We start from the raw sequence: 12,336 nt of genomic DNA, 5'->3' as shown, positions 1-12,336 counted from the left end.
ATCATGGGTTTTTTAATTAGTTACTTGTATTTATTGCTTAGTAAATCAAAACTTTATATATTAATGTCAATCTAATAATTATAATTAATATGTAGTTGGTTTTTAGATTTAATCCTAAATTAAATTTAAAATTTTAACCCTGCAATGTAAGCAAAATTTATAAAGGCATTTATACTTGAATTACAGCAGGTTAAATATTGATTCGCTACTTTCTAGGAGCCTATTTTGATTGAGAAGAATTTCATCACCAGTGGTAGAAATACAATTATTCATAAGATGAGAAAGTTCGATTTACTAATTGTTAACGGAAATCATCCAATAGTAATTGTCACTAATCGAGGACTTGGTCTATATAAAGGTCCAGTTCCCCGCAAAAAATCTGATGCCAAAAAGGCCTATCAAGAAGTCGTCGATTTAGGCGCTGTTGATGTCTTTGGTGAAGAGAAAACGTTAGTTTTTGTTCAAGCGCTAGATAATAAAGAATACAAAATAGATTATTCAAAAGTTGGCACTAATAATTTTATTCGAATACATCAAGAAAGCTATATCTAGCCTTTACAAGTAATAAGAGAGCAATACGCGTGACCAAAGCAGTTTTAGAGCCAAATAAGAAAAACAATATTGACCTTTTATTGCAGCCAGTAAAAGATAGTACAGTGATTACGGAAGCAACTATTCATGAAATGATCGCTTCCTCTGAATATACCAGCCTATACGTAGACAGTGGCAACATAAAAAATGCCATTGCTGAATTAAATAGCGTATTAAAACCACTCCAAGCAAATAAATCAGGCCGAGAAATTCGCTATCAAATCCTAGAGCGCCGTGATGCGACCATCACCTTTGACATTGAAAAAGATGAAATGATGGCTAAAGCAGAAATATCAACGGCATTAGGAGGAAAGCATTTAACAGCCAAAGCCATTTTGCATGCGGCACAAAAAGCTGGGATCTCCAAAGGCTTTACCAAAGAAGAATTAGTAAAACTAGCCCAACACGCGGCTAAAGAACCATCAGGCTCAATAGTGAAAGGTGAAATCGCTCATGGAAAAGAAGCGATTAATGGTAAAGATGGTATCATCAAACCCTTAGTAGAGAGTGCCCAAGAGCGAATACTCAAACCAAAAGAACGCGAAGATGGCTCAGTTGATATGCGAGATCTTGGTGATATTGTTTGTGTTAAGGTCGGCGATCCTTTAGCGAAGAAAATCCCTCCAACTGAAGGAGTGAAAGGCTTCACCGTTACCGGTACCCCATTAGAGCCAGAAGCCGGTAACGATATTGAATTGAAAGAAGGCGAAGGAACTGAATTAAGCCCTAAAAACAACAACCTGTTACTATCGACAAGAGTTGGTTTACCGCGCGTTATTGAAAATGGCATGGAAGTCGATGAAATATATAAAATTAAAAATGTTGATGTCAGCACGGGCCATATCGATTTTGAAGGTAGTGTGATCATTGATGGAGATGTTTGTGAAGGGATGAAAGTGATTGCCAGTGGTGATATCACTATAGGTGGTTTTGTTGAATCTGCTTTCCTACAGGCTGGTGGTGACATCACCATAGGCACAGGTATTATTGGTAAAAAACACGACATGGAAGAAGTACAAGTTGCTGATGTTGTCATGAGTGTCAATATCAAAGCAAAAGGCAATATTTATGCAAAATATTGTCAATATGCCGATATTAGCTGTAAAAATTTACGCATTGAAAAGCAAATGATGCATAGCATTATCCATGTGGGTGAAAGGTTATGGCTAGGTACTGAAGACAGAGCAAATGGAAAACTGATTGCCGGCATGATTTTAGCTGGTACTTCTGTCCATGCAGGAACCATAGGTGCGACAGCTGGCAGTACAACGATTATTAAATTTATCGACCACCTCGCCACTTTGCATGAACAATTTGAGCAGATAGAAGAATTAATTGATGCCGAGTCTAAAAAATCGTCTGAGTTACAAAGTGGCATCAACAAAATGAAGAAGCTCCCAAAAGATAAAGTAAACCCAGAATCGATCGAAAAACTCACCTCCGCCTATCAACACCATGCCAATTTAATGGGTGAACACCTAAACAGCAAAGAACAGCTTGAAAAAGAAATTGAAGAATACATGGGGAGTGTTTTTGTTGAAGCATTGGAAAAATTCTACCAAAACGTACAAGTTTATATTGGTGAATTTCATGAGCGTACAAAAAGAGAATACGGACCAAGTAAAATGCGCTACAAAGAAAGAAAAGTAATTATCGACCCGATTGTCAACACATAACCCTTATTTACCTTATAGCCGCACAATTAAAATATAACTGATATTCTACCTTAGTCAGTTAGGCGGGTTTGATTTACGAGCCGCCATGGTTAAAGCTACTCTACATGCCATGTTTGAGATACTAACACCTGATCACCAAGCATGATCATGCCGATAAATGTGGTGCCCGATTCAATCTGCCCCACCCCTTTAGGCGTACCTGTCATTACAATATCGCCATCATCAAGGTGAGTATATAAACTAAGCTCATCAAGAATAATACCCGGCTTATACATCATTTGTTGAACTCCACCTTTTTGTCGCTCAACGTCATCAATCAACAACCTTAATTGTAGTTGTTCATTAATATCCGATTGTTTTATGGCAACAAAATCACTAAAGACAGCCGAACCATCAAATGCTTTGGCTCGCTCCCAAGGTAGTCCTTTTTGTTTTAATCTGCTTTGTAATGCCCTTTTGGTTAGATCCAAACCAAAGCCAACCGCACAAAACTGACCATTGTTTACAAGAAAGCAAATCTCCGCTTCATAATGCAAAGGCTCATGATGTACGGCAAATAATTGCGTAGAAATCGCTGAATTAGGTTTATTAAACACTACCATCTCATTTGGTATTTCATTACCAAGTTCTGCGATATGATCGACGTAATTACGTCCAATACAAACAATTTTTGATGGCGTGACCGCTTGCCCAGCCAGTGTGACATGCTTCATAGTAACTCATTCATTCCTATTTATTTTGCAATTAGCGCTATTTTAACTAAATTTACCTTAAAGAGTGATAGATAAATTATAGGCTTTGATGAAACCCAAATATTTTTTTACCGTTTTACTTACGTTGTTAGGTATGACAACTCAAGCAGAAGTTATCAACGCCAATCATAATGGTTTTCAACTGCTGATAAAGCAAGAGGTGCCTGTTAGCCAAGCAAGGGCTTATCAGCAATTCATTCGTATTAGTGAGTGGTGGCACAGTGAGCATACCTGGTTTGGCAATGCTAAAGCACTGAGCATAACCCCAGAAGTAGGTGGATGCTTTTGTGAAAGAAATGGTAAACAACAAGCTTTGCACATGACGGTTTCCTATGTAGTGCCTGAGCAAGAGATCCGTATGATTGGTGGGCTCGGCCCATTACAAATGTTAGGAGTGCAAGGAGGCATGTCTTGGAAATTCAATGCGATTTCACCAACAACCAGTGAAATAATACTTCACTACCAAGTCACGGGTTATATGCCTGAAGGATTAGATAAATTGGCGCCAATCGTCGATAAAGTACAACAAGAACAAGTGGCGCGTTTAGTGAGTACACTTGAACAACAGTTAGTAAATAACTAAAAGTTATGCTCGCTTACGCCGAATAATGTACAAGGTTTCGATTAAATAACTCACCTCAAACCTTCGTTGAGCAAAGGTTTTATCGGCTAGCTCATGGCGAGCAACATGTTCTATTTCAAAGCCTTGGAACAACTGCTCAATTCGCTCACTTGTTATTGGAAATGGTGGACCAGACATTTCCGAGGCAGGAAACTCCAAACTAACCAGAAATAACTGACTATGCTCGCTCATAAAAGTGCTGAGCTGTTCAACATACGCCTGTTGCATTGCCTCTGGCAGAGCAATAATAGCGGCTCTGTCATAGATCCAATCAAATGCGGGCAACTGCTTGGCAATTAATTGAAAAAAATCCCCTTGCCATAAGCTGACATTTTCATACTGGTAAACATTAAAGTTATGCTGCTTAACAGCACTAACATCTAATTGCTTTTCTATAAAAAAGTCTCGGCAAGCAATGTCGCTCAGCTCCGCCCCTACTACTGTCATATGATCGGCTAACCATACCATATCGGCAGACTTACCACATAATGGTACAAACACAGTGCTATCCTGCGCTTGCAATCTAGGCTGCAAATACTTTGCTAAAAAAGGGTGCACATCAGCTTGATGAAAACCTATACTGTTACGCTCCCAACAAGCATGCCAAAAAGATGCTTTCATCACTTAGTTCTCATACAGGATTAGCTTGGAAAAATACGATTATTTTGCCACAACTTGCCCAGAAAAGATTCTGCCGATAACGATGCCGCTTTTGATAGTTTTTCAGCAAGTCCTTTTTTCACAGCATACTTAATACCAATCACCTTCTTGTCTTTATTGGCTTGACATAAATAATCATCACTGGTGATCACTTCGTCAACAAGCCCAACCTCAATCGCTTTTTTACCTGACCAGGTTTCACCTGTTGCTACTTTTTCAATATCAAGCTCAGGACGATGTTCAGCAACATGGGCCTTGAATAACTCATGCATCTCTTCAATTTCTTCAATAAACTTTTCGCGTCCTTCATCGGTGTTTTCACCAAACATAGTTAACGTGCGCTTAAATTTACCTGCTGTTAACTGTTCAAATTCAACATCGTTTTTCTTTAAAATTTTATTAAAATTTGGGATCTGCGCGATCACGCCGATCGAACCAAGTATGGCAAATGGTGCTGAAAGCACTTTATTGGCAACACACGCCATCATATAACCACCACTGGCTGCAACCTTATCTACGGCAACGGTAAGTGGAATATTAGCCTGACGTAATCGATCTAACTGTGAGGCTGCTAAACCGTAGCAATGTGCCATACCACCACCACTTTCTAACCGTACTAACACTTCGTCTTTTTCCGTTGCAACTAATAAAATAGCGGTAACTTCTTCACGTAATGCTGATACTTCTTTAGCATCAATACTACCTTTAAAATCAATCACAAACAGTTTTGGCTCATGGGTTAGTTCAGTATGATCTGAATTTTTAGCCGCAGCTTTGTCAGCTTTAGCTTGCTCTTTCGCCTGTTTTTTATCGCGCTTTTCTTTTTCTTTTAATTGCTCTTTGGTTAATAAATGATGAGTAATTTCTTGTTCCACTTCTTCAAGTTGTTCTGATATATCCGTTACTTCTAACTCACCTTTTTTGGCTCCTTGTTTCATCGCTGAGCTCGCAATCAAGGCAATGATTGCACCAACCGCCAAGACAAAAGTCACTGTTTTAGCTAAAAACAAACCATATTCATATAAAAATTCCAACATTACTCTCCAAACAGTAATTATCTGATCAATTACATTATTAATGGGGATAAAAATCCATAAAAAAAGCCCTCATTACTGAAGGCTTTTGATTAAGTTACTCTGTCAGGTTAACTTAGTGAATAACTTCTGGATCATTTACCATGATCACTTGACCTTTAGTCGCATAAAATCCAGCCATTTGCGTTTGCATTTCTTGCGTCACACGGGCACTTTTTTCTGCATCTGGTGAGGCATCATTTGGTCTTGGATCTAAAATTGAACCATGATGACCATAAGCAAACCTTACCGCACCTGAGCCTTGAGTCGTTTCACTCACCCCTGGCAAACCTAGTAAGCTAATTAAAGGCTCTGTACCACCTAATGGCGTAGAAGGTGCAGTATTAGTCACAACTTGATCAGGTAAATTATCCGCGCCATTACCGACAACTTCAAATAATAAGGTTGGGGTTTCAGTCGCAGCTAACGCATTAACATAATTAATTGGATCCCCTGCATCTGTCACAGTTTGGGCAATAAAGGTAAATTGCGCAAATGCACCTTCTAACTCACCCTGCTGTGCCGGTGTTAAACTCGCATAAAAACCTTCATAAAGCGCATTTAACTGCTCTTGGCTATAACCCGTTGGGTAGTTAGCATCAACATAGGCTTTAAACTCGGCTGATGCGCCATAGGCTAAGTTCGATTTTACTAGTAGCTCAAATGCTGGTGACTCTATGCCGAAATTAGGTAACATTAAGCCAGGCATTGCTAACACATTAGTATCGATTTTAAATAATGGGTCAACTTGAGGTGCAAGCGGTGTATTGGCTAATGCTAAGGCATTGATCCCATAAATAGCCCCTAGCGAATGTCCCAAAAAGTGCACTTCTTGGCTGTTCACTTTAATCGGATCACCGTTGCCATCTACACCACCTAAAAAGTTCAACCCTAAGCGTAACCCGACAATATCAATCGCACTTTGGCGGGTGTTATCACGCATAGATAGCATACTAGCTAAGTTAACATAGTGTAATGAACTTACCGTTGATGCATTAATTTCGTCAACGCCATCACCAGTTAAATCAAAACCACGGCTACCATGTAATGGATGATCAATAGCGACAGTTGCAAAACCATTAATCGATAACATGCCGGTAACAGCCAACATCACTTCTTTATAACTAGTGATGCCATGCTGTAAAATTACCACAGGCCAACCATTTTCAGGCTGAGTTAACGGCTCCATATTCATACTGGCGCGAACAGGATTTGCCCAGGCTAAATCAGGAGTAGTCATTTGCACATCAATCGGCATCATTGTCATTTGTTTAGGTACTGGGTTATAGCGTGTTAAGTTACGCTCTTGATCAATACCTAAATCACGTAAACCTGGAGCAGGTAAGCCACTTGCTTGAGAGATAGCCATACACATGCCATCAGTTTCACTCACTGCTTCTGGAGGAATAGCTGCAGGGTTACTCGCTGCCAATCCCGCTAACATGGCTCCTGAATCACATAAGCCATTCCACCAAGTATTCACTGGTGCCAATGGGTTAGTCGCTGTTGGCACACCTGAATAATATGGTAAAGTAATACTACCTGAGAACAAATTTGCTGCTGAGTAAAGAGGGACAGATTGCGCTGGTATTTGCCCTGCTAAGGCATCAGCAACCGATAAGCCGGTATCTGATACACTGATACTTGGCACAATCCCTTGTTGTAAATTATTCGCCATCAAGCTTTTCAATGTATACAACACATCAGTGGTCGATTGTGTGGTCATCGCCATGGTATAAATGATCGAATCACTTTCAACGCCGCCTGAGACAACCGCTTTTTCATAGCTATTAATAACGCCTTGTAAGGCTAATTGAGATGCATCACCTAATGGATGAGTTTTGATATCTTGCCGCATTAACTCATAAGTACTTGAACCCATAATAGGCTCACCTAAGTTATCTTGTAAGCTACTGGTCAAGGCAATGACATAGGTTGTTTTACCCGATAAAGGCTTTAATGGGATAATAGCAACATCATTACCAGAGGCTTGAGTAATAAAGTCTTGGGTATAGACTAATTCACGCACCACTTTACAAGCAAGGCCACGTTCTACTGTTGCGCAATCGGCATCACTTACATCACCACCCATGGTGGTTTCAAAAATGCGTACAGAATCAGGATTAAAAACACTGTCGCCGTCTAATGAACGCCCTTCAGGAAAATCAATACTCAATACAAATGGTTGCGAGGTCGACCAACCATCAAGTGCACTGGCGGCAACAAAAGGGTCTGAACTATCGGTTGGATCAGCAACCGGAATTTCTAATGTACCATCTTGTGTGCCTTGGAAAACTAAATCATTTGGTACTGATAACCCTTCAATACCTTTTGCAGGATCAAATACCACGCGAGCGGGTTGAACAACTACAGGGCCATTTTCGGCAATATCATTTTTTACATCTTTAACCGTTTCACTATCACAGGCGCTTAACCCTAAAGTTGACGCAATAGCAACGCTTAGCACTAGCTTTTTCATTATCTCTCCCCAGATACTAGCCAATATTCTAGTCTATATACTTTTCTATTTTACTTGATATTTAATAGGCTGTAGAAATGTAATTCCAACATCCTAGCTACAAATCTCTTAATGAATTCTTAACAAGTTAGACCAGTTAAACTTAACCCAAGATGATGCGTTGTGCCAGTGGTTTTTTGATTTATTCACAATAAAATTAAAATTTTTCACTCTATTTTCAACTTTTCCTCGTCAGCTAATTTTACTCAGAGTAGAATAGCGGCATTTATTTAATGACTTGTTTGTTCTATGTTTGATTATACGATTTCAAAAAACTGTTTAGCCGATAAAACGATTCTTGTAACTGGTGCTGGCGATGGCATTGGTCGCCAAGCAGCACTCACTTATGCCCAGTTAGGTGCAACCGTGATCTTGCTAGGTAAAACTGTGGCAAAGCTTGAGAAAACTTATGATGAAATTGTCGCAAATAACGGACCTGAGCCAGCGATTATTCCATTAGATCTAAAAGGTGCAACTAAGCAAAATTATATTGATATGTCAGCAACCATTGCTGAACAGTTTGGTCAACTTGATGGGGCATTATTCAATGCATCGATTCTGGGAGAGCTAACTCCTTATACCCATATTAATGAGCAAATCTGGCAAGATGTAATGCAAGTAAACGTCACGGCTCAACACTTAATGGCCCAAGCACTTATCCCTACCCTCTTATTAGCACCAAATGCCTCTTTAGTCTTTACCACTTCAACCGTTGGCAGTGAAGGAAGAGCATTTTGGGGCGCATACAGCGTATCTAAATTTGCCACTGAAGGCTTGATGCAGGTTATTGCTGACGAATATGATAAATCAACATTAAGAGTGAATGCGATTAACCCTGGCGCTACTGCATCACCTATGCGTGCGCAGGCCTACCCCGCAGAAAATCAAGCAACGCTTCCAACGACGGAGCAAATTATGCCTTTATACGTTTATTTGATGTCAGATGATAGTAAAGCTGTAACTGGCCAGGTGTTAAAAGCCCAGTAAGCAATAATTAAACTTCCAGATACAAAAATGCCGACATAACGTCGGCATTTTTCATTATCGCTCTTCATTAACGTTTTATGTTTACCTAAGCTCTCTTCGTAATATCTTACCAACATTTGTTTTTGGCAGTTCATCACGAAATTCAACCAACTTAGGCACTTTATAATTTGTTAAGTTAGCTCGGCAATGGGTAATAATCTCTTCTTTAGTCAGAGATTTGTCTTTTGCTACCACAAAGACTTTCACTTCCTCACCACATATTTCATGAGGAACACCAACAGCGGCAACTTCCAAAACACTATTTAGCGAGGCAATGACTTCTTCAATTTCATTGGGGAAAACATTAAAACCTGAAACTATGATCATATCTTTTTTACGATCAACAATTTTGAAGAAACCTTTGTCATCCATTTCAGCAACATCACCGGTAGCTAACCAGCCATCTTTTAATATTTCTTCCGTTGCTTCTGGTCGATTATAATAACCTGCCATCACTTGCGGACCTTTTACCCACATTTCACCTGCTTCACCAATTTCGGCATCTGTACCATCGTCTCTGACAATGCGAATATCGGTCGAAGATGCCGGCAAACCAATACTGCCAGTATAATGCGTTTGGTTATATGGACAAATCGTCACTAAAGGGGCACATTCTGTCAGGCCATAACCTTCGAGTAATCGTGTACCTGTCACTTTTTCCCAACGCTCAGCAACAGGACGTTGAACGGCCATACCACCACCAAGTGAGACTTTTAAATGACTAAAATCTAACTGGTCGAAGCCCGGTGTATTCAATAACCCATTAAATAACGTGTTTACCCCAGTTAATGCAGTAAATTGATATTTACTTAATTCTTTAACAAAGCCAGGCATATCTCGAGGATTTGTGATCAATAAGTTAGTGCCACCTAAGGTAATAAAGGTTAAGCAATTCGCGGTTAACGCGAAGATATGATAAAGCGGTAATGCGGTTACAACCAGCTCCTTGCCTTCTTCTACTAGCGGCTTTATCGCGGCCTTTGCTTGTTGTAAATTCGAGACCATATTACGATGAGTTAGCATTGCTCCTTTCGAGACACCAGTTGTACCTCCGGTATATTGTAAGAAGGCTAAATCATCACCCTTTAGTAATACCGGCGTATAAGGGAGTGAACTTCCTTTATTCAACACATGATTAAAACGTACCGTATTTTTAAGAGAAAATGCTGGCACCATTTTCTTGGCATATTTGACCACCAAGTTGACAATATTACCTTTGATAAAACCTAAACGGTCACCTAATGATGTTAAAATCACTCGCTCAAGTGGCGTATTATCAATAACTTGTTCAAGTGTGTGGGCAAAGTTCTCAATAATTAACATTGCTTTCGCGCCAGAATCTTTTAACTGATGTTCTAACTCTCGCGCTGTGTAGAGTGGGTTCACATTGACAACGGTTAAGCCCGCCATTAGTGCACCGAACAATGCGATGGGATATTGCAAACAATTAGGCACCATAATGGCAAATTTGTCGCCTTTTTTTAACCCAAGTTCTTGTTGCAAATAGGCAGCAAACGCTTTTGCTTGTTGCTCTAATTCTGCATAGCTAATTTCGGCACCCATATTAATAAATGCTGCACGATTGGCATAAATCCCAGCATATTTATTAAACAATTCAACAAGAGAGGTATATTTGTCTGGGTCTATTTCAAACGGAACTCCAGGTGGGTAACTTCGTTCCAACCAAATTTTTCGCTCAGCACTTTGCACTATGCTCTCCTCTTTATACTTGCAACATGACTTTAGACATTTATTTCACTTAATGTGAGTTTAGTTATTTTCTATCACAACACTTTAAAAAGTACCTTTACGATAGTGCCTAAATTTTTAAACAGACGTTTGAATTTGGAAGTTTTACTTTAATACTGGTCCAATGTCTATAGTTTTTAAACGGATTTAGGTGTTTTCTTTGATATTAGCTAAAAACCGTCAGTATTTTTAATAAATGACTCAATTAACTTGCTGGTTTTTTGTGCTTGCTCCATATGAATATGATGCCCCCCACTGAGCTTATACGCCTTAAAATGCTTAAATAAAGGACCATAAAATTCGATACCATGTTCGACAAGTGATAACCCTGTATCACCATAGATTAACTGCACTGGCATGTTAACATCTTTTATAAATTGCTGAGCTTGTTCAATCGTCAAACGATAAGGTGACGTATTACGTAAACGACTATCTGATCGCCAAGTGACTCCTTCTTGGTAGTCCATTAAACCACGTTCAACAATCAGTTTGGCATCACGATAAGTTAAATCTGACACTTGCCTACGTGCTTTAATCGCTGAATCTAATGACGAGTGAACTGGCTTACGTTTTTCTTTTCGCTTAAGACGACTCAGCATGCCGTTACGAAGTTGCTCAGTTGTTTGTTCGGCATTAGCGCTAATAAAACCAATTGAATCTAATAAAGTAAGAGTTCTCACTTTTTCAGGAAAAGCAGCTGAAAAAGCTGAAGCAACCATCCCCCCCATAGAATGGGCAATGATATCAATCGCTTGCCAATTGTTATGTTCAAATAATAAAAGTAAATCGTACACATAATCAATAAAGTGATAATGCGCATCTTGTCCGCGATGAGCAGAATGACCATGTCCTGGCCAATCAATAGCGATGATGTGGTAACCATCTAACTGCTCAATTAACGGAATAAAACTTGCCGCATTATCAAGCCAGCCATGCAAACATAGCAACAAAGGCGCATCCATAAGTCCATTTGAAATACCATTTAGCTGAATATCACCTAAATCAAAACTAACTTCATGGATGTTAGTATTTACCATTAACGAGTCTGTTTGCTAGTGTTAACTACCGGCTTTTTTTCCCTTAAAGGGTAACGTATATGAGGGTGATAGGTTCTTGGGTAATACCAAAGTGACGGTGTCATCCAATATGGTTGAAAAAACACTGACATTTCAACAGGTTTTACTTTTTTCCAAAGGTGAACCGAGCTGCTATTGAGCACAGGGTATAGGTAATCATGCTCACCGATTTTGCCAGCTTCTGAAGCTGCAACAGTTCCTAGTGCGGTGATGCTTCTACCTTCTTTGTAAATCATGGGATCAAGTAAGCCTTGATGGTAAATTCGAAAACGTCCTTGAGTTTCATCTTTTGGCGTAGGTCGGGTCGATGCCTTAAGCTCAAAACGAACCACCTCTAACATAGTGGTATCCGCTTGATTTTCAACTTTGGCAATGACGCCGCCCCAACGAGCTTGAGTACCTACATATTGGGTCGCATTCGCCCTTACTTTACCAAAATCAGTAAGTTGCGTTGCTTCATCAACCTGCAAAGATTCAGGTATATTAACACAACCTGTTGTCAATAAAGACAATAATGATAAGCCTAATAAGTTACCCAACACTGATTTATTAATAATATTTTTCATTTGATCCTCATTGATCTTTGCCACCCT

Annotated in this window: 11 protein-coding genes; 4 read left to right on the top strand and 7 right to left on the bottom strand. The window is 39.5% G+C overall.

Annotated elements, in window-relative coordinates; translation table 11 throughout:
• The first annotated feature begins 225 nt into the window (after nucleotides 1-225).
• Both IV514_RS11690 and IV514_RS11685 read left to right on the top strand, forming a co-directional pair.
• Entirely contained in the window at nucleotides 226-552 is a 327-nt protein-coding gene (locus tag IV514_RS11690) for a hypothetical protein (protein WP_206485456.1), read from the top strand.
• Between the two features lie 29 nt (nucleotides 553-581).
• Complete coding sequence (locus tag IV514_RS11685; RefSeq protein WP_206485455.1) at nucleotides 582-2,267, top strand: FapA family protein; 1,686 nt, start codon at nucleotides 582-584, stop codon at nucleotides 2,265-2,267.
• A gap of 95 nt (nucleotides 2,268-2,362) precedes the next feature.
• Here the strand turns inward: IV514_RS11685 and IV514_RS11680 are convergent, their stop codons facing one another.
• Entirely contained in the window at nucleotides 2,363-2,980 is a 618-nt protein-coding gene (locus IV514_RS11680; RefSeq protein ID WP_206485454.1) for a fumarylacetoacetate hydrolase family protein, read from the bottom strand.
• A 133-nt stretch (nucleotides 2,981-3,113) separates the two neighbouring features.
• On the opposite strand from IV514_RS11680, the gene IV514_RS11675 reads away from it, so the two are divergent.
• Nucleotides 3,114-3,602 carry a hypothetical protein gene (locus IV514_RS11675; protein WP_206485453.1) on the top strand — a complete coding sequence of 163 codons (489 nt, stop codon included), beginning with the start codon at nucleotides 3,114-3,116 and terminating at the stop codon, nucleotides 3,600-3,602.
• Nucleotides 3,603-3,605: 3 nt separating this feature from the next.
• Here the strand turns inward: IV514_RS11675 and tmpT are convergent, their stop codons facing one another.
• The 3 genes from tmpT to IV514_RS11660 form a co-directional block, all read right to left on the bottom strand.
• Nucleotides 3,606-4,262, bottom strand: a complete 657-nt coding sequence (tmpT, locus tag IV514_RS11670; RefSeq protein ID WP_241242365.1) for a thiopurine S-methyltransferase — start codon at nucleotides 4,260-4,262, stop codon at nucleotides 3,606-3,608.
• Nucleotides 4,263-4,282: 20 nt separating this feature from the next.
• Nucleotides 4,283-5,335: a protease SohB gene (gene sohB, locus IV514_RS11665; RefSeq protein WP_206485868.1), complete on the bottom strand. Its 1,053-nt coding sequence runs from the start codon at nucleotides 5,333-5,335 to the stop codon at nucleotides 4,283-4,285.
• A 115-nt stretch (nucleotides 5,336-5,450) separates the two neighbouring features.
• Entirely contained in the window at nucleotides 5,451-7,853 is a 2,403-nt protein-coding gene (locus tag IV514_RS11660) for a VolA/Pla-1 family phospholipase (protein WP_206485451.1), read from the bottom strand.
• Between the two features lie 288 nt (nucleotides 7,854-8,141).
• Here IV514_RS11660 and IV514_RS11655 point away from each other — a divergent pair, with 288 nt between their 5' ends.
• A complete protein-coding gene (locus tag IV514_RS11655; RefSeq protein ID WP_206485450.1) occupies nucleotides 8,142-8,879 on the top strand; it encodes a YciK family oxidoreductase in 738 nt (245 codons plus the stop codon).
• Nucleotides 8,880-8,960: 81 nt separating this feature from the next.
• On the opposite strand, the gene fadD is transcribed toward IV514_RS11655, so the two are convergent.
• The 3 genes from fadD to IV514_RS11640 all read right to left on the bottom strand — a co-directional run bounded on the left by fadD (nucleotide 8,961) and on the right by IV514_RS11640 (nucleotide 12,309).
• A complete protein-coding gene (gene fadD, locus IV514_RS11650; RefSeq protein ID WP_206485449.1) occupies nucleotides 8,961-10,628 on the bottom strand; it encodes a long-chain-fatty-acid--CoA ligase FadD in 1,668 nt (555 codons plus the stop codon).
• Between the two features lie 209 nt (nucleotides 10,629-10,837).
• Nucleotides 10,838-11,704 (bottom strand): alpha/beta hydrolase, encoded by an 867-nt coding sequence (locus IV514_RS11645; protein ID WP_206485448.1) that lies wholly within the window; start codon nucleotides 11,702-11,704, stop codon nucleotides 10,838-10,840.
• A complete protein-coding gene (locus tag IV514_RS11640; RefSeq protein ID WP_206485447.1) occupies nucleotides 11,704-12,309 on the bottom strand; it encodes a Slp family lipoprotein in 606 nt (201 codons plus the stop codon). Before IV514_RS11640 ends, IV514_RS11645 begins: the two co-directional genes overlap by 1 nt.
• Nucleotides 12,310-12,336 lie beyond the last annotated feature (27 nt).

The sequence above is a fragment of the Thalassotalea sp. G2M2-11 genome (assembly GCF_017168195.1).
Taxonomy (GTDB): Bacteria; Pseudomonadota; Gammaproteobacteria; order Enterobacterales; family Alteromonadaceae; genus Thalassotalea_E.
The sequence above is the reverse complement of the archived record's forward strand: the minus strand, read 5'-3'. Positions and strand labels throughout refer to the sequence as shown.

Bases quoted from the DNA above. Each gene is read 5' to 3' on its own strand.
- IV514_RS11675 (WP_206485453.1), top strand. From the start codon at position 3,114: ATGACAACTCAAGCAGAAGTTATCAACGCCAATCATAATGGTTTTCAA.
- IV514_RS11680 (WP_206485454.1), bottom strand. From the start codon at position 2,980: ATGAAGCATGTCACACTGGCTGGGCAAGCGGTCACGCCATCAAAAATT.
- IV514_RS11645 (WP_206485448.1), bottom strand. From the start codon at position 11,704: ATGGTAAATACTAACATCCATGAAGTTAGTTTTGATTTAGGTGATATT.
- tmpT (WP_241242365.1), bottom strand. From the start codon at position 4,262: ATGAAAGCATCTTTTTGGCATGCTTGTTGGGAGCGTAACAGTATAGGT.
- IV514_RS11660 (WP_206485451.1), bottom strand. From the start codon at position 7,853: ATGAAAAAGCTAGTGCTAAGCGTTGCTATTGCGTCAACTTTAGGGTTA.
- IV514_RS11640 (WP_206485447.1), bottom strand. From the start codon at position 12,309: ATGAAAAATATTATTAATAAATCAGTGTTGGGTAACTTATTAGGCTTA.
- IV514_RS11655 (WP_206485450.1), top strand. From the start codon at position 8,142: ATGTTTGATTATACGATTTCAAAAAACTGTTTAGCCGATAAAACGATT.